The following is a 19,453-nucleotide window of genomic DNA, read 5'->3' as shown; positions in this document are numbered from 1 at the left end:
AGATACTGAAACGAGTTCAGCATGACGGAGGAAAACAACCTTACCTATCGACATACTGAATCCACGAACGTCATCCTGAAACCACTACGTCATCCTGAATTTATTTCAGGATCCCAGCCCAGATATTGAAACGAGTTCAGCATAACGGGGAAAAACAACCTTACCTATCGCCGTCAAGAAATCACACACGTTATACTGAATCCATGTAAGTCATCCTGAAACCAAGTACGTCATCCTGAAACCAAGTACGTCATCCTGAATTTATTTCAGGATCTCAGCCCAGATACTGAAACGAGTTCAGCATGACGGAGGAAAACAACCTTACCTATCGACATACTGAATCCACGAACGTCATCCTGAAACCACTACGTCATCCTGAATTTATTTCAGGATCTTAACTCAGATACTGAAACGAGTTCAGCATCACGGGGAAAAACCTTACCTATCGTTGTCATAAAACCACACACGTTATACTGAATCTACAAACGTCATCCTGAATTTATTTCAGGAACTCAGCCCAGATACTGAAACGAGTTCAGTATGACGGGGGAAAATAACCTTATTTATCGTCATCCTGAATCCACAAACGTCATCCTGAATTTATTTCAAGATCTGTATTACACGGTAATATATATCATTTATAAGCTTGGGTTTATTGGTAAGTCTATTATAAAAACAGTGCCTTTATCTTCAATACTTTCGACTTTAATTATTCCGGCAATACCTTCAAAAAATTGCTTAGCCTCAAAGACACCAATGCCCATACCCGCATTACCTTTAGTGGTATCAAAAGGTTTGAATAGTCGATTATTAATAAAGTCTGTCGACATACCGCAGCCATTATCAGAAATTTTAATGCCTATGTGGTTTTCTCTCTGAGTAAGTTCTACTTTAACCCAGCCATCTTTGCTTGTCGCTTCCTGTGCATTCTGTATTAAGTGATTGAGCACTGAATGAAATGTCTCATTATCAATAGCCATTTCGCAATGGTTGATTTTATCAAAGGTCACCTTAGGCAACTCAATATTTCTCTGTTCTATTACACTGTTAATGACAGCTGAGATATCAACCAACTCACTTTTGGATTGAGCTGCTTGTTTATTACGTAATTGCGAAAGTACTTTAGATAAACGTTCTGTCGCTGACTCTACCGTTTCAAAAACATCAGCAATAAACTCTGGATTATCTCGGTGTTTTTCTGCATTAGAGGTAATAAGTGCTAACTGAGCTTGTACATTTTTCAAATCATGCACTAAAAAAGCGGACATGCGGTTAAAGGCATCAAACTGTTTTGATTCTGCTAATTTATCATTAGCTTCATGTAAAGACACGAAATTTCCTAACTGTTTTGATATGGCGAAAAGTAAGTCTCTGTCTTCCCAATTTAATTGCTTAACCTCATTTTTTCCCGCTAAAATAAACATCCCATAGAGTGCTTTACCAATAAAAATAGGGACTATAATTCTAATGTCTTTGGTATCGAATAACGATAAGTCTAGAGATAAGCCAGGATAAACAGTTGGCGTTTGGCGATATTCTTCAATATCAATGATCCAACCTTGGCGCTGACAAAAAAGACTGCACTCGACCAGTTGTTGATTAAAGGTATCATCTAGAAGCAATTTTTCAGAGTATTGAACACTGAAACGTTGACCTGTTACTTTTTTCAAAATAGCGCCAGCATAAGCATCTACTTTTGACATCATTATTTGAGTTGCCATTTGATAATAGCTTTCAGCATTGGTGGTTTCTATTTTTCCAATAAGGTTTAACCATTCATCTCGGTATTCGTATTTATTAGCAAAAAAGTTTTTTGCTATAAACACTTTTAATTTCCGGCGCAACGATTCGGTAATCAATAAAGCGACTAAGACCAAAGCACTTAACATTAGAAAGCCGATACTAACAACGCTGCCCCACTCTCCACCTATGTAGTTAATAACATAGCCAGCAAAGGCCATAACCAACAAATATATACCGGCAATCATCAACATTGAGCTATAAAAAACAACATGTCGAGAAACAAAAATCCTTACCGCGCCATTACGAATCCGTCGAGTACTGATCAGTAATAAAGGCACAACAATAAGAGAGATAAAGCCACGACTAAACCAAAAATCAAAATCAATACCATCAACCATTGTGGCTTGTGCATATAAAACAAAGTCAAAAATTGCAATGCTGGCTAATGCAATAACCATCGGCCAAATAGCCCAGCGCACTTGTGAGTCAGCACTTCGGTATAACTGTTCTAGTAGCACTAAACTCCATAAATTAAGCACAATAAAAAGCAGAAATAAATATTCGTAAGAGTAATGAAGTAAGACACTCGCCAACCAGCAAGCAACCATGAGTATGGTCCAAACTTTGATATATTGACGAATATGTGAATTCGCAATTATCGCTCGAAAAGAACGTTGTTCGGTGTTACAAAGTAGAATTAACAATGACCAACAAGCTACTTTAAGACCGTCAGCAAGCATTGCCCACTGCAAACTAAAGCCGATCTGTATTTGCAAGGCAGCAACCACATTAGCAATGACGGTTACTAATACTGAAACTAATACCCAGCGAGCTAGGCTTGTCTTATTTCGCGCCGCAAAAATGAGTAATGCAAAAACAAAGTATGCAGCACTCGCTAACGAATAACCAAAGAGCCCTAATGAATCCATAATATAAACTTCTTATTGAGTTTTTGTTTAATCGTTCTGCACTGCATTTTCTTTAGTAAATATTTCAGTTAATACCGGTACCAGTAGAAAACTAGCAATCGCCGAAACGCATAATCCTGAAATAATCACTGTACCTAATGGCTGCCATAAACCGCCGCCAAAAAGAGTGAGTGGTAATAAGCCGCCAATAGTCGTTAATGTTGTTAATAGTATTGGGGTAAAACGGGTGGCACTGGCATCGAGTATCGCTTGCTTTAAATTATTCGACTCAACAAAGTTACGGTTCGCCGTATCAATTAATATAATGGCGTTATTCACCACAATACCAAACAAACTAATTAAACCTATAAATGCCATCATCGAAAATGATTGACCCGTAATATATAACCCTATAACTGAACCAGCCATCGCAAATGGAATGGAAGTAAATATCACCAGCGGTTGTAAAAACGATTTAAACTGTAAGACCAACACCGCAAATATACCTATAGCAGTAACCAGCATTATTTGTGCTAAACCTGAAAAGTTTTCTTGACGAGATTCTTCTTCTCCGCCCAAGGTATAGCTAACTCCCTCAGGCATTTCATACTGCGCTAAGTAGTCGATAACTTTAGTGGTTAACTCACTTACGGTATGATTTTTATCAACATCTGCAGATACCTTCGCCATACGTAACTTTTGGTAATGATAGAACTCAGTACGACCTTTTTGCAGCTTGGTAGTAATAACTTGATTAAGCGGAATAGCTTCACCTAAACGGTTAGTGACATTAATATCAGCTAAACCGTCAACATCAGGGTTTTTACGGCGCACAACAATAGGATAGCTTTCACCATTATCATCATTAAATCGACCTACAGCCGTTCCAGAAAGTATTGTCTGTAAAGTAATATCAAGGGTATTAATATCAATGTTAGATAAGCCCGCTTTTTCATAATCAATATCAAGTAAGAGTTCGGTATTAGCAATGCCAATAGGATTATCAATGTTTATAATGCCTTTAGTGCTTGCCATCATAATTGAAAGGTCATTAGCGACCTGCTCTAAATCAGACAGTGATTCGCCCATTAGTCGAACACTTATTGGTAGATCGGTAACCGGTCCTTGGGTAAATTCACTGACCGTAATTTTGGCTTGTTGCCACTTGCCAAACTCTTCACGAAGTTGACTAACAAAATCAGATACTCTTTGTGCATCATACTCACTTAATACAACAATGACCTGACCATAAGTTGCCACACCACGTTTAGGAATTTGATTATAATAAATACGCGGGTTTGCATTGCCGACATTTAAAGCAACTTTATCAACCAACTCATGCTTTTCAATAACCTCAGTCATTTTTTGCATGATGCTATCTGTATAGGCTAACGATGAGTTGGGCGGTGTTTCAACATCAAGCATAATCATTGGCTTTTCGGCTTTAGGAAAAAGACTCACTCCCACTTTACCAAATAATGACAACATACCCACCAAACAGACTACGGCAATAGCGATAACAATCCAGCGGACATTCATAAATCGTGACAGCCATTTCGCATAAATGTGCTCGGCAAATATATTCACGTAATGCTGAAGCGTTTTTATTTTAGCTTTATTTTCAGCTGTATTTTTTGCAAAAAAACGACTGGCTAACAATGGCGTTAATGTCAGGGCGATTAATAAAGATGCTAGCAGTACTAAAACAACCGTTACCGGCATTGAACGAACAAAGTCGCCTGTGTTGCTGGCTAGCATTAACATAGGCAGAAACGCTAACATCGTGGTAACAGTACCGCTGGTTATTGCCCAACCTACTTTTGCTGTGCCCGCTGCTGCAGCTTCAGCAAGATTTGTTGTTGTTTTCTTTTCTCTATGGATGCTTTCAGTCACCACTATCGCATTATCTACGAGTAAACCTAAAGCGATAATCAAACCCACAATAGACATTTGTTGTAAACCAAAGCCACTAAAGTCTAACCAACCTATTGCCACTAAAAAGGACAATGGAATAACGGCAATGACCACTAAAGATTCACGTAGTCCTAAAAATAACAGTGACATAATGCCGACGAGCACCAGTCCTTGCCACAGGTTGTCAAAAAAACCATTCACTCTCATTTCTACACTGTCGGCTTGCTTAAACAAAACATCAACTTTCATATTGTCGGGTAAGCTGTCAGTAAAGTTGGCGATTTCATTATCAATACTTTCAGTTAGGCCAAAAATATTGGTATTAGGTCGTTGTTCTATAGTGAGAAAAATAACTGGCTTATTATCATAATAAGCTAAATAGTTTGGTTCTAATCCTGAAAACTCGACTGTCGCTATGTCTTTTAAACGCAGTACAAAACTATCATCTGAGCGAATAACCGTTTCACCTAACTCAGCTAGTTGTCCAAAGTTACCACTGGCTTTTACATTAAAACGCCGTGAACTCGCGTCAACATAACCTGGGGTAATATTTACCGCACGTCCTTGTAAAACTGAGTTAATATCGGTAACAGATAAGCCGTAATGTTTTAGCTGTGCTAAATTAATGTCAATGGCGACAATTTGCTGAGGATAACCCCAAACATCAGCTTTTCGAACATCGTTAATCGCTTCTAAACGTTTTTCTAACTGTTTGGCATAAAATTCCATAACTTTATAATCTATTGGCTCACTCCATAATGCCAATTGCATGATAGCAACACTTGTAGGCGTTGCTTTTAAAACGAGTAAATCATGAACACCTTCAGGTAGTGTTGGCTTTACTGTTGAAACCGCCTGCTTTACTTTGTTATAAGATGCCTCAGGATCTGTGCCGTACAGAAAAGTAATTTCAATACGTGCACCACCATTTTTGACTTGTGATTCTATTTTTTGAATGTTTTCTATATCAGAAAATTCTTCTTCGAGCGGATTAACCACTAAAGTTTCAATATCTGTTGGTGATGCGCCAGGGTAGATCACTTCAATTAAGGTGATGGGCATATCAAACTGTGGATCTTCTGAACGTGGCATTTGAAAGTAGGAAACAATACCAACGAGTACTAATAGCACCACTATTGTTAGGGTAAATTGTGCGTTCTTTATAGCGAGTTTAGGTAACAGCATAGTAATTACTTACCTAATTTAATATGTTGCCAGCCACTACTGACTATTTGTATGGGTTGATCATCAACTGAAGCAAACAAATACACAAATTGGTTATCTAAACGGTAAATATCGTAATACTGATAAACTAGTTCTTGATTGTCTTTTACAATAACAACAGCTTGCCCTTTATCGTTAACAGAAATCAATGCTGATATCGGTAAGCGATAAACAAAGTTATCACTAGTGAAATCGATAATGATTTCGGCAATTTGCCCAGCAACAATCCCACTGTTCAGATTAATATTTGGTAGCAACACTTCAATGATAAACATATGACCCTTGGTGTTTGAAATTGCGGGTATTTTACTTACTTCGCCAATAACACTACCAAGTGCTTGTAAAGAAACATTCACTTTTTGACCTAAACGCACTTGGCTGACTTCGTTACCTGTTAAGGCAACTTTTACCACCCAATTTTGTTCTAATGCGGCTATTTTTAGTACATTACTTCCTGGTGATTGTAGTTCACCTAGTTCAGTATAACGATTTAATACCACACCTGAAAATGGCGCAAAAATTTGTGCTTTTTCAAAATGATAAAACGCAACTTGATAGTTAGCTCTGCTTGTTTCAACACGAGTTAAGGCAAGATCAAGATCTTGTTCTGAACTTAATTTATTTTCGAGTAGTTTTTTTTGCCGGTTAACTTCGCGCTTTGCTTGTAATAATTGCGCATAAGTAGCGTTTTTATTTTGCAGTAATTCGCGAGTATCTAAAGAAGCAATGAGCTGGTTTTTTTCAAAGTACTGCCCTTCATCAAAGACTAACTTAGCTAAATACCCACTACTTTTAAATGACAAATTTAACGTTCTTTTAAAATCAAGTTTCCCTGTCCGTTTTATGGTATCGGCGTAGGGCTCAACAATGATCTGTTCAAAATCGTAACTCTGCGACAATGTCGATGATGATGCAAGAATTGTCATTCCTATCATCAAAAACCTAAAAAAACTATTCTGTGATTTCATATGCAATTCTATAACGCGTTAAATTAACTGATTTTATTATAGCCAATACTTTAGGGTTGTTGCTGAATAAAGTACATCTTTTTTCATTATTTTTGCTTAGCGCAATAAAGATGGATAGAATTCCCCCCTGTACCTAAAATAAAGACGACAAAGCTAGACAATTTTCACGATTAATTATAGTATTTGCCGCGCTTAACACAGCAAACCACCCGTAGCTCAGCTGGATAGAGTTCACGCCTCCGAAGCGTGAGGTCACAGGTTCAAGTCCTGTCGGGTGGACCAATTTTTTCCTAAAAACAAAATTCACGTTAAATAAACAGTTTTATTTTTACAATGACCGCTTATCTATTTTACCACGTCACTCATTAGCTGTAGTAAGCTGCTACTGCAGCTAAAAACGCTTCAATCTTATCTTTAGGAAGCGCATTGATACCAGCGGCAGCGGCACGTCCTCCACCTGTCGCAAACTGACTACAAATATCGCCAGCACCTTGTTTATTCGCTAATGGCGCTCTTAAAGAAACCGTATAGGTGTTATCTGTATTTATTGTAAAAATAGCGTGTGCTTTCTTTGGGTTTATATTGGCTAATTCATTACCAAAAACACCACTTATTCTTCTGGCCCATGTTTCATCCGGTAATTCAAATGCGGTTAATAACGCTGTGTCATAAAATGCTTTGGTGTTAACGGCTTTTAAATGGTCTTGGTTATATAGTTTTTGCAAAATATAATAAGGAGAGTCTAGATCTTTAATTGCATCAAAAGGGCTTGAGTAAGCTAACAGTAATTCATATAACCTTGCCGGATGAAAATGCAAGTCGTCAATATGTGAACCATAACCATTGTAGTTAATTAAGGTACCTAACGTTTCTAACTGCTCGCATTCGTTATCGTTTAAACCGGCTAACTTGGCTAACTTAGTCGCTTTAGCAATAAGATTGTCACCAAAAGCGGCACAAATTGCCCAATAATGAAACTTCCCAGCTAAAATCTTATCAACGATTAAAGCCGTACAAGTATTTGCATCTAAATCAATATGCGTTTGTAAATTTACATGTTCCGGAATGTCACCCGCACGGTGATGATCGATATAAGTTACGTTGCCGCCTTCAGCTAATAAGGTATTCAATGCGTCTTTATTTTTTTCCATTGAAATATCTAAAACGCGGATAACACTCCCGTCTCTACTATTGCCTTGGGCATTTGTTATTTCAACGACTTGTTGTAGTAAAGCAATATCACGTTTAACGCCAGTAATTTTGACACTTACTGTCGGATTGGCTAATTGCAACTGCAGCAAAGCGATAATTCCGTCGGCATCACCATTAAATACGTCATAATTCACAGATAAATCCTTTATTGTTATTATTTACAATAATTTCTTTTCGATAAAGCCATTGGTAAAGACTATGATTTTATAATTTGTTTTTCTATTAAAGCGTTTATCACTAAATCAGCACATTGTTCAATTGATAAATGCGCTGTTTCGATATGTATTTCAGCATTTTCAGGGGCTTCATAAGCTGAACTTATACCGGTAAAGTTAGCGATTTCACCTGCTCTTGCTTTTTTATATAAACCTTTAGGATCTCGGTTTTCACAAACATCTAAAGGTGTATCAATAAATACCTCTAAAAATAATGTGTCTTTGAGTAACCCTCTTGCTTGGTCTCTATCTTTTTGAAAAGGAGATATAAAGGCCGTTGAAACTAGCAAACCTGCGTCTACAAATAACTTAGCCACTTCACCTATCCTGCGTATATTTTCAATACGGTCTTCGTCAGTAAACCCTAAATCATTATTTAAACCGTGGCGAACATTGTCACCATCAAGTAAATAACTATGACAGCCACGTTCCAGTAATTTCTGCTCAACTGCGTTGGCAACGGTAGATTTACCCGAACCACTTAGGCCGGTATACCATAGTAATGCTGCTTTATGGCCTTTTAACTGGGACTTTTGTTCAGCAGTGACACTCTGTTGATGCCAAACCACATCTGACGATTTTTCTGTGTTGTTTTTTTCTATATAAGGGCTTGCTGGGTTATTTTTTTTCATAATTCACATTTATTATTGAACGCTATTTATAGCTAAAAAGGAAAGAAATATAAAATACTACCTATCGCAGTAGTGCAATATATAACGCTAATTGGCACACCTATTTTTATAAAATCTATTAACTGGTATTGCCCAGCACTAAAAACCATTAAATTGGTTTGATACCCATATGGGCTAATAAAACTAGCACTAGCACCAAAGGCTACGGCCATAATAAAAGGAGTAATATCTACGCCATAGTTCAACGCTATACTGTAAGCTATTGGGAATATTAGCGCGGCTGCGGCATTATTAGTGACCAACTCGGTTAATAATACCGTCAATAAAAATATAATAATTAAGGCGACAGTCGGTGTAATACTGCCAGAAAAAGAAGTAATTGTTTCAAGAGATGTTAATAACCCACTATTTATTAACGCACTGGCAAGCATTAGCGCCGTAGAAATAATCAGCCAAATTTGTATTGGAAAACGTCTAATCACTTCATCTTTAGACAAGCAATTTGACAATAAGAAAAAAGAAAATAGTACTAGCATTCCTTTGAATAAAGAAATAATCCCTAGTGCACTTAATGCTACGGTTAAGAAAAAACTTATAATAACAAAAGGTTCTTTTTTACCCGTCAGTTTTGATTCTGGCTCAACGCCATTGACAACAATAAAGTTTTTATCAACATTATTTCTGGCTTTAAAATCTTGGCCAGTTGCTAATACTAAGTAATCACCCGGACGAATACTAACATCCCCAAGCTTACCTGTAACGGCTTGCCCGTCTCTTTTCATTGCTACCACAGCGGCATCAAACTTAGCTCTAAAGCCAACACCTTTTAATGTTTTATTAATAAGTACACTTTCAGGTCGAATAAAGACTTCCGTCAAGTTGTCATCAGACAACCCTTGCTTGTGTGCAAAAACAGTTAAACCATCAAACTGCTTAAGTTGATTTACTTTAGTAACGTCACCATTAAAAATAAGCTTATCGTTGGCACTAATAACTTGATCGGGTGAAACAGGCGTAATTGTTTGCCCAGCACGAATTATTTCAATTAAAAATAAAGAGTCTAAATGCCTTAAAGCGTTTTCTTCTACGGTTTTGCCAATCAATGCCGAATTAAGTTCTACTTTAGCATCTAATAAATATGAACTTTCTAGCGTTGAATTAATATCTGTCTCGGGTAAATATCTAGATAAAAACCACAGCGCACAACCACAAGTAATGACGATAAAAAAACCTACCGGGAAGAAATCAAAAAAACCTAAGGCAGGTAGGTCAGCATTTAAGACTAAACTGTTAACAATTAAGTTAGTAGACGTGCCAATTAAGGTTAGCGTACCGCCAAAAATAGCCGCATAAGACAAAGGTAATAATAATCGACTGGCAGAGTGATAAGGGTTGTTTCGAATCGGCGCCAGCATGGTAGAGACAACAGCGGTATTATTTAACAAGGCTGAAGAAACAACCGTTAAACTAAAAAGCCTGATCCATGTTTTGCCATAACTTGAGAATAAAACTTTACTGGCAAGTAAGCGTAGTAAGCGGGTTTTTTCTAACGCTAGAGAACACAGTATTAACAAAATAAGCGTTATTAAGCCTTTATTAGACATACTGGCTAACACAGCTTCATTTGAAACTTGTCCACTAATAATAAGAGCAATAAAAGTAAAGCCAAAAACCTTTCCAGGCTGCTTCTGAAACTTTAATAAACCTATAATTGTACTAATAAAAATTAATAGTACGAACGCTGCATCTATATTCAAATATATAAATCCTTTTAACTTTTAACTGCTAATCTTAAGAAAAAAGTAGAGGTAAATAACAACTAAGAACAAAGCGGCTGAATAAAAAACTGAGATATTGCTAGCTGTTTTTTACACAAACCTCATTGCCCTTAGTTTACATCTTTTAGCCTCGTTACTTTTTAGCTAAATTTTTAGCTCCCCAATGAGGAAAGTGCTTACAAACAAAAGCATTAAGTTCAAGTTCGTAATCACTGTACTTTTTAGGCTGTCCTTTTTCCAATGGCGTCAGTTGTGAAGCTATCATGCCAGCGCCAACTGTTGCATTGGTCAAACGGTCAATAATAATGAAAGCACCTGTTTGACGGTTCTCTTGATAAGCATCAAACTGCACAGGTTCGTTTAACGTAAAATTACAACGCCCTATTTCATTCAACGATAAATGCTGTACGTCTTGCTTTTCCATGGTATTAACATTAACGCTATACTCTATTTTATCAACAGAACCAAACGTGGCATGAGTGCCCACTTTAATAATGTATTCACGGTCTATTTGTAGTGCCGCTTCATCCATCCACACAACATCTGCACTAAACGAATTAGAAGAAGCGGGTTGCTCATGCGGTCGCACAATCATATCACCACGACTAACATCTATCTCATCTTCAAGCGTCAACGTTACAGCCATATCGGCATAAGCCGTTTCAAGTTCGCCATCAAAGGTTACTATCGACTTAATTTTACTTTGCTTACCTGAAGGTAGCGCAACAATAGTATCACCAACACGTATTTCACCTGAAGCAATCGTACCGGCAAATCCTCTAAAGTCTAAGTTAGGACGATTAACGTACTGAACAGGAAAACGAAAAGCACTGTTTTTTTCACCGCTAATTTGCACGGTATTCAATAATTTAAGTAAAGGTGACCCCGGGTACCAAGGCATATGTTCACTTTCGTTAACTACGTTATCGCCGCGTAAAGCTGAAATAGGCACAAAACGAACATCTTCAATTTTTAATGATTTAGCAAATTCACGATAATCACTTTTAATTTTTTGGTATGTTTTTTGGTCATAATCTACTGCATCCATTTTATTAATAGCAATAACCACATGCTTAATACCTAATAATGAACAGATATATGAATGACGTCGTGTTTGCACTTGTACGCCATGACGCGCATCAATTAATATAATGGCTAAGTCACATGTAGAAGCACCCGTTGCCATATTACGTGTGTATTGCTCATGGCCAGGAGTATCGGCAATAATAAATTTACGTTGCTCTGTAGCAAAGTAACGATAGGCAACATCTATAGTAATACCCTGTTCGCGTTCAGACTGTAAACCGTCAACGAGTAACGCTAAATCAAAATCACCATCTGTGGTATTAAACTTTTTAGAATCTTTTTCAATAGCAGCCATCTGATCTTCAAAAATCATTTTGCTATCAAAAAGTAAGCGGCCTATTAATGTCGACTTTCCGTCATCTACACTGCCACAGGTGATAAAGCGCAGCATATCTTTGTTTTCATGCTGTTTTAAGTAACCTTCAATATCTGTTGCCAATAATGTTTGTTCATCGTTCATTAAAAGTACCCTTCCATTTTTTTCTTTTCCATTGAACCGGCTGAATCATTATCAATGACTCGGCCTTGTCGCTCAGAAGTGGTTGTTAAAAGCATTTCTTGAATAATTTCAGGCAATGTTGTTGCAGTCGATTCAATAGCGCCAGTAAGTGGATAACAACCTAGCGTTCTAAAGCGTACTGATTTCATTTCAGGCACTTCACCCTCATTTAGAGGCATGCGTTCATCATCTACCATGATTAACGATCCATCACGTTTAACAACAGGTCTTTTGGCTGCAAAATAAAGTGGAACCATTTCAATATCTTCTTGATAAATATACTGCCAAATATCAAGTTCAGTCCAATTAGACAATGGGAACACACGAATACTTTCGCCTTGATCAACTTTAGCGTTATAGATATTCCAAAGCTCTGGACGTTGATTTTTAGGATCCCAACGATGATTTTTATCACGAAATGAGTAAACACGTTCTTTAGCACGTGACTTTTCTTCATCGCGACGAGCGCCACCAAAAGCGGCGTCAAAACCATGCATGTCTAAGGCTTGCTTTAAACCTTGTGTTTTCATGATGTCGGTATGTTTTGCACTGCCATGAGTAAACGGACCTACACCCATAGCCAGTCCTTCAGGATTTTTATGGACGATTAAATCGAAGTCATACTTTTCGGCTAGATTATTACGAAATTCAATCATTTCTTTGAATTTCCAATCGGTATCAACGTGCATTAATGGGAAGGGAATTTTCCCTGGATAAAAAGCTTTACGCGCTAAATGCAAAAGAACAGAAGAATCTTTCCCTATTGAATACAACATAACAGGATTATCAAATTCAGCAGCAACTTCACGCATTATTTGAATTGATTCAGCTTCCAGTGCTTTTAAATGTGTTAATTTATTCTTATTCATATATGCCCTATTTTACATTTTTTATGTCAAAATCTTACAAAAAATTATATCAAACCAAAACGATATAGCGAAATAACTAAATAACTTAGGTTATAACTAGCTTGTAATAAACTAACTATACATAAACTAAAGCTAACTTAGAGAATTAAATTAAAACGACTAAACAAGAGTGAAAGCACGACTATTACAAACGCTATGTTAGTATTATTAAATATAGCTACCTTGCAATGATTATGGCGGTGACGAAGTTATTCTGCAATTAAATATTTAGCTGATTATAATGATCTATTTTTCTATATTTAGCATTATTATTGAGCATTTCTGGCAAAAAAAAACCGATAGATAAATCTATCGGTTTTTATTCAGATAATAGTTACTGGGATTAGTTACCCACCAGTACCACCTGTACCGCCAGTACCACCTGTACCGCCAGTAATTTCGTCATCTAGATCAACAGAAGCTGCAATATCATCAGGATTGATTACGTCAGGAATATTTACAATACCCACAGCATTACCTGTATCGCCCGAAATAACTGATGCTAAATCTATAATTGCTTGCGAAACTTGAGCTTGAACAGCATTAATACTTGCCATTGCCGCTACTGTGTCAGCATCTAATGCTGCGCCAGGGTTATTAATAATCGCTTTGGTAACTAGTTTAACTGCAGCGATATAAGTTTCAATTGCATCAGCAAGAGTTTCATCAGTGCCTGGCTCTAAACCTGAAAGCGAACCGTTAATAAGCGTTAACGTTGCTGCTACCATATCATCTGTTGATACATTTGCAGATACTGAAGCATCAACAATTACAACGTCAAAAATGTTAGTTTCAGATAAATCTAAACCTAAAGTAGCACCAATTACTCGAGAAGCATCTACTTGAAACGCTTCAAAAATTTCTGGGTCAGAAAGGTCGATATCTGCATCGTCTTCAATTACCGCTAAAATAGTTTCAGTTGCAAGTGTTGTTAATGCGTTAACTTCAGCAAAGATTGTACCGCTACCGTCAGAATTGCTCATTGTTGAAAGTTTTAAGCCCGCTAATTGTGAAGCAGGAACAACGCCACCTCTAACTACGTCACCACAAACTGTAGCATCACAAATCATTGTAGTATCTTCGTCAGCACTTACGCTTACAAAAAAAGTACCTGTAATTGCTTCACCAGAAGCATCAGTTAATGAAAGTGTGTAATCACCATTTTCATCTGTTTGAGTGTTTGCTAGAGCAGTTTCTAAATCTGAGCTATCAAAAACCTCAACTAAAGCGTTAGCTAATACACCTTTGATACCAGAACCTGATACATCTAATGTAGAAGGCGTTGGTGGAACCGGCGGCGCTTGGTTTGGCGCAAGAACAGTACCATCATCTTGGTAACATGCCGATAAAGTCAAAGAAATTGCCGCAGCAACTGTTGTAAGCATAATTTTATTCATTGTTAATCCCTGATTTGAAAGTAAAAAACCTAACATTCCTTGTTATATAGATAAACAACAGAATGATCTTTGCAGTAAATATTAGCATCGACATCACGCCTGATCAACAAAAAGAATAACAATAAAAAAATATTTAATGGCTGATTTGCATTATTAAAATCTTAAGCCTTTATTGCATTTTTATTACGGTGCCGGATGTTCAATAACTTAAATAAATCACTGTGATACAAAAGTAACTTCGCGATATAAGTTGATATAAACTAATAAATAGTCAGTAACTAAATTCAATATAACTACTTTATAAACAGTAGCTATTATTGAGTAATTTACTGAGGATAATAAAGATAGTACAGATTAAAATAATAATGTTATTTTTTCTGTTAACAAGCCTAATTGGTCAAAAAGTACAAGCTGCTGGTGTGCCTTAGCCATTAATTTTTTCGCTTGCTTGTGTTGATAGCCAGCCTCTAAGTACCACAAGCCATTAATGAGATAACAACAAGCGAGATATGTACGCACTTTTTGTTCATCAATCGTCGCATTAGTAAATTGCTGATAGTCTTGTATTAGAACATCTATATCGTTAACACTGAATTCGTTAATTGCGATAAACATGGCGAGATCATATTCGGCTTCAGCTAAACAACTGCATTCGAAATCGACTAACCAAGCATGCTTTTGCGGACTTTCATTATTAAACAGTGCGCTTACACGAATGTTTTCATAATTAACATCACCATGACAAAGTACTAAGTGATTATGCTTGGCTTGCGGAGGTGTTATTTCGCTGATTATTTTCTGTAGCGCGATATGCTGAGACTGCGAGAGTTTACTATTGGAGGCTTGGTGGTAAAGCAGCTCTTCAATGGCTAACACCGGATGATTTTCTGGTGGCGTTAGCTGATGAGTTTTTACCATTAAGTACATCGCCACCGTAAGTTTGTTATTAGCTGCACTGACAGTTTGTTGCTTATAAAAACAGGTTAATGAATCACCGTTAATAAACTCGGTAACAAGCCATGATGCTGAATGATAAATAATAGCCGGTGCTACAGCCATGTTTGCTGCTAATAAGTGACTGGCAATCTCGGCTTTTGCTGTTTGTTGATGGCCCGCAAAGGACTTTACAAAAAAATTTTGCTCAATAGTATTTTTGTTAACCGTCACTTTAAAACATTGATGACTTTCCCCCCCTGTTAATCGCTCAATTTTACAATCGCGATGAGTAAAACAAGGTAAGGCTTTAATCTCTTCAGAGTTGCTGTTACTTTTTTGATTGATTAAAGCCGCCACTCAACTACTCAGTCGCCGAGGCTACATTGCCTGTTGCTTGTTGATGACTCTTTTGATATTTGCTGTACCAAATTGCATAACCGACCATAGCCATCACTACATATAAGCCAAATAACACAGCGGTAGGTTGCAAGCCTTTTTCTAAATAGAGATAAATGGAAACAAAATCGATGACTATCCAGTATAACCAATTCTCTAAAACCTTTTTAGTGACTAAATAAGTCGCAAACACCGCAAATACCGTAGTTGCAGAATCTAAATAAGGGAAGTGTGTTGGCGTGTAATTGTCCATTAGCCAACCAATAGCCAAAGAGCAAGCAGCTAGTAAGACCACTATTTTGATATGAAAGAGTAGCGACCAGCTTTGAATGGCTAATGATGTGCCTGAATGACTATTATTTTTTGTGTTATTTTGCGACAAAGAAACATGGCGCCAGCAATACCAGCCAAAAATGGCCATTGCTAAATAATAAACCTGCAATAAGGCGTCCATCCATAAATAAACATCATAAAAAATAACGCTATAAATAATGGTACTCACTAGTGCAGCTGGCCAACACCAAATATTTTCTTTTGCCGCTAACACCACATAAAATAATGCTGAAATTACCGCTAATAATTCCCAGAGAGGCAAATGCGTAAAGTAATTGACTGTTGCTGATAAAGATTCAACCATTAGCTTTCAGCTTCGACTTCTGAGCGATCACCACCAATAAACTTACATACAAAAACAGCAGCATTTAAGGTTTGATGGACATGCTTTATTTCTGCCATGACATGACGGGTAGCTAAGTCGTAGTCTCCAAATACTTGTGTACTCATGCCATTAGTCACTACATTTAAGCCCACTACATTACGAAGGCGCTTAATGAATGCCCAAATTTCAGTTTTAAATTTTTCTTCTGCTAGAGGATACAAACTAATTTCTATAGATATTTTCATATTATTTCCTAATGGTATGCCACTTTTTCAAGTGAACAAAAAACCCGTCATCCTGAACTTGTTTCAGGATCTCATTACTCTAAACCACAAATACAGATACTGAAATAAATTCAGCATGACGGCGTGTTACTTCAACATAACGGTAAGGCCGTTTTTAACAACGGCTCTGCCAAGCTAAAAAAACCGTCATCCTGAATACCCCCGTCATCCTGAACTTGTTTCAGGATCTCATTGCTCTAAGCCACGAATACAGATACTGAAATAAATTCAGCATGACGACGTGTTAGTTCAACAAGACGACGTTTTACTTCAGTATTACGGCATGTTACTTCAACATAACGGCATGGCGGTTTTTAACAACTGCCCTGCCAAGCTAAAAAACCCGTCATCCTGAACTTGTTTCAGGATCTCATTGCTCTAAGCCACAAATACAGATACTGAAATAAATTCAGCATGACAACGTGTTACTTCATCATGACGAAATGTTCGTTCAGCATGATCGTTTGTTAACTTAAAAGTGCTAGCTTTAAAAGTTATAATCAAACGTTACACCAATTTGTCTTGGTGCTCCAAAACGTTGATATTTTTTAGCTACCCAATCTAAATCAGGTTCGTTGCCGAAGAAGAAGCCACGTGTTGCAATTTTTTCATCGGTAATATTTCTAGCCCAAAGTGAAATAGACCAGTCAGCGAGTTCATAAGCAACTTTCGCATTCAATAAGTTTGAACTTGACGCTTTTTCGTCATGGCTATCAGAGAAGAAAAATTCATCTTTTCCTGACCAGTTCACATTAAAAACAACGCCATTATCGCTGCGATACGTAGAGCCAAGGCTGAAGGTATAGCTTGGTGCGTGTGCTAAATCGCGTCCTGAAATGTCAATGTTTGTACCGTACTTGTCAGAATAGCCATAAACATCATATGTTGCGTTTAGGTAGCCCACTGTCGAGTCGATCGTTAAATTACTATTAACTTGATATGTTAACTCAAGTTCCAAACCGTAACTGCTTGAACTGGTGGCATTTGCTGTGTAAATGGTGAATTGCTGTGGCTTATCAGGGTTCTGTTGAGAAGCATTAACTTGTTGATCTTGTCTGTCCATATAGAATAAGGCTAGTCGGCTGACTAAGGTATTATTTAGCATATTCGATTGTAGGCCTAATTCATAATTGACTAAGACTTCGGTATCAAATTCTTTAAATTGGATTAATTGCTCGGGTAAATCCATATTAAAACCACCCGCTTTGTAGCCACGCGCGACACGAATATAGGCAGAATGCTCATTGTTAATGATCTTACTCAATGCGACGTGTCCACCCCACATGGTTTCAGACGGTTCAAACTCATCGCCAGCACTATCGCTATAATCGGTTGAACGTTTTTCAACGCGCAAACCTACTGATAACTCATGGCCATAGTTAAGAACACTGTCTAACTGGGTAAAAATTGCATAATTATTAGCTGAGTATGTAGAGTCTAGTACTTCGTCTGCCCAACCATTATAAAAAGAGTCAAGGTCGTTATCTTCATTCATTTTGCTAATGTAAGTACCCACTAGCCAAGCAGTTGTATTGTCGAAAATTCTTGAAGCGTCATTTGATGATAATCGAAACTCTTGTGACCATACATCTCTATCGGCGCGTTTGTCCCAAAGGTAACTGTATTCACATGGCGCACCATCACAATTTTTACTTGCCCAATAATCTGCGTTTGCCCAATCACCATCATAAGCGTGCTGATGCTCTGTCGTGGTATAGCTACTTATCGCTTCGAATTTTGCAAATGACAAACCTTCAAAACTAAATTTTAGTGCCCCACCATGCGATTTTTGATTATCAACACCTGGATTGTCCGTGATCGTATTAAAGCCGTTGTTATCTAATGTCCAAGGATCGAAACTATTATCGTTATCCGCAAATATATAAGTAAAATCAACACTTAAATCTTCTATTGCCGTATATTGCAATTTGAACTTTCCAGAAAACTCGTCAATGCCATTAGTATCATCTCTATTTAAATAAAGATTGTCGCGATAACCGTTTTGTTGATGTTGCTCTAGTGATATGCGGTAATTTAAGTCTTCAGTGAGAGCACCAGAGCTATAACCGGCAACATTAATTAAGTCGTCATTGCCTAATGTTACTTTAAAACCATGCTCGGGTAATTCTGTTGCGTCTTTTGATTTTATGTAAATTAAACCCGCAAGCGCATTGGCACCAAAACGTGTTCCTTGTGGACCTCTTAAGACTTCAACTTGTTGAACATCGTACATAGAAGCTGCCATGCCCAAGCCTGACAAATCGATATCGTCGACAATGAAGCCCACTGATGAGTTTGGCGCACCGCGGTATTCAGAGCGTTCACCGACGCCTCTAATTTGTAAATATTTCGGACGAGATGTTCCACCAGAGAAATTTAAGTTGGCGACACCATTAATAACTTCTTCAAAATGTTGAATGCCCTGCTCAGCTATTTTTTGTTGGTCGATGATTGCAATACTAGTAGGTGCTTGCGCTAAAGATTGCTTATTAAAACTGGAAGTGACAGTTATACGCTCAATATCATTTGACTCATTTGCTTGTGTGACACTGGCAAAAGTCAATAAAGTCGTTGTTACCGCGATTGAAATAGGAGATTTTATAAAATTCATACTGGGCTCTTTTTATGGCATGCAAGCAAAAAAGAGCAATAAGGCAAATACACCGTAAGTAAGCACTTACACAAAGTGTTTACG

General features: G+C 37.4%; 13 protein-coding genes and 1 tRNA gene. 1 reads left to right on the top strand and 13 read right to left on the bottom strand.

All coding sequences use genetic code 11. From position 1 onward, the window contains the following. Window positions 1-638 precede the first annotated feature (638 nt). Genes prsK through H4J67_RS05420 form a run of 3 tightly spaced genes read right to left on the bottom strand, consistent with a single transcriptional unit; the run spans window position 639 to window position 6,724 of the window. Window positions 639-2,672 (bottom strand): XrtA/PEP-CTERM system histidine kinase PrsK, encoded by a 2,034-nt coding sequence (prsK, locus tag H4J67_RS05430; RefSeq protein WP_182174178.1) that lies wholly within the window; start codon window positions 2,670-2,672, stop codon window positions 639-641. Between the two features lie 27 nt (window positions 2,673-2,699). After that, the gene (locus H4J67_RS05425; RefSeq protein WP_182203119.1) at window positions 2,700-5,750 is read right to left on the bottom strand and encodes an efflux RND transporter permease subunit; all 3,051 of its coding nucleotides are present in this window, start codon (window positions 5,748-5,750) and stop codon (window positions 2,700-2,702) included. 5 nt (window positions 5,751-5,755) lie between these two features. Further along, complete coding sequence (locus tag H4J67_RS05420) at window positions 5,756-6,724, bottom strand: efflux RND transporter periplasmic adaptor subunit (protein WP_182174184.1); 969 nt, start codon at window positions 6,722-6,724, stop codon at window positions 5,756-5,758. Between the two features lie 238 nt (window positions 6,725-6,962). Here H4J67_RS05420 and H4J67_RS05415 point away from each other — a divergent pair. Next, window positions 6,963-7,039, top strand: a tRNA-Arg gene (locus tag H4J67_RS05415). A gap of 83 nt (window positions 7,040-7,122) precedes the next feature. Here H4J67_RS05415 and H4J67_RS05410 read toward each other — a convergent pair. The 10 genes from H4J67_RS05410 to H4J67_RS05365 form a co-directional block, all read right to left on the bottom strand. Next, the gene (locus H4J67_RS05410; RefSeq protein ID WP_182174188.1) at window positions 7,123-8,103 is read right to left on the bottom strand and encodes a DHHA1 domain-containing protein; all 981 of its coding nucleotides are present in this window, start codon (window positions 8,101-8,103) and stop codon (window positions 7,123-7,125) included. A gap of 62 nt (window positions 8,104-8,165) precedes the next feature. After that, the gene (cysC, locus tag H4J67_RS05405) at window positions 8,166-8,816 is read right to left on the bottom strand and encodes an adenylyl-sulfate kinase (RefSeq protein ID WP_182174191.1); all 651 of its coding nucleotides are present in this window, start codon (window positions 8,814-8,816) and stop codon (window positions 8,166-8,168) included. 32 nt (window positions 8,817-8,848) lie between these two features. Further along, window positions 8,849-10,573 (bottom strand): SLC13 family permease, encoded by a 1,725-nt coding sequence (locus tag H4J67_RS05400; RefSeq protein ID WP_182174194.1) that lies wholly within the window; start codon window positions 10,571-10,573, stop codon window positions 8,849-8,851. A gap of 154 nt (window positions 10,574-10,727) precedes the next feature. Beyond that, window positions 10,728-12,140 (bottom strand): sulfate adenylyltransferase subunit CysN, encoded by a 1,413-nt coding sequence (gene cysN, locus H4J67_RS05395; RefSeq protein WP_182174197.1) that lies wholly within the window; start codon window positions 12,138-12,140, stop codon window positions 10,728-10,730. Next, window positions 12,140-13,048 carry a sulfate adenylyltransferase subunit CysD gene (gene cysD, locus H4J67_RS05390; protein WP_182174200.1) on the bottom strand — a complete coding sequence of 303 codons (909 nt, stop codon included), beginning with the start codon at window positions 13,046-13,048 and terminating at the stop codon, window positions 12,140-12,142. Before cysD ends, cysN begins: the two co-directional genes overlap by 1 nt. 386 nt (window positions 13,049-13,434) lie before the next feature. Further along, window positions 13,435-14,484 carry a hypothetical protein gene (locus H4J67_RS05385; RefSeq protein ID WP_182203117.1) on the bottom strand — a complete coding sequence of 350 codons (1,050 nt, stop codon included), beginning with the start codon at window positions 14,482-14,484 and terminating at the stop codon, window positions 13,435-13,437. A gap of 354 nt (window positions 14,485-14,838) precedes the next feature. Beyond that, complete coding sequence (locus H4J67_RS05380; protein WP_182174206.1) at window positions 14,839-15,777, bottom strand: phosphotransferase; 939 nt, start codon at window positions 15,775-15,777, stop codon at window positions 14,839-14,841. Window positions 15,778-15,781: 4 nt separating this feature from the next. Beyond that, window positions 15,782-16,453, bottom strand: coding sequence for a nicotinamide riboside transporter PnuC (pnuC, locus tag H4J67_RS05375; RefSeq protein ID WP_182174209.1), 672 nt, complete (start codon window positions 16,451-16,453; stop codon window positions 15,782-15,784). After that, a complete protein-coding gene (locus tag H4J67_RS05370; protein ID WP_182174212.1) occupies window positions 16,453-16,719 on the bottom strand; it encodes a hypothetical protein in 267 nt (88 codons plus the stop codon). The genes pnuC and H4J67_RS05370 overlap by 1 nt, the downstream gene beginning before the upstream one ends. A gap of 526 nt (window positions 16,720-17,245) precedes the next feature. Then, entirely contained in the window at window positions 17,246-19,369 is a 2,124-nt protein-coding gene (locus tag H4J67_RS05365) for a TonB-dependent receptor (protein WP_182203115.1), read from the bottom strand. Window positions 19,370-19,453 lie beyond the last annotated feature (84 nt).

Origin of the sequence: Colwellia sp. BRX10-4, assembly GCF_014077465.1 — a bacterium.
Classification (GTDB): Bacteria; Pseudomonadota; Gammaproteobacteria; order Enterobacterales; family Alteromonadaceae; genus Colwellia_A.
Note: the sequence above shows the minus strand (reverse complement) of the source record. Positions and strands in the feature narration are given on the sequence as shown.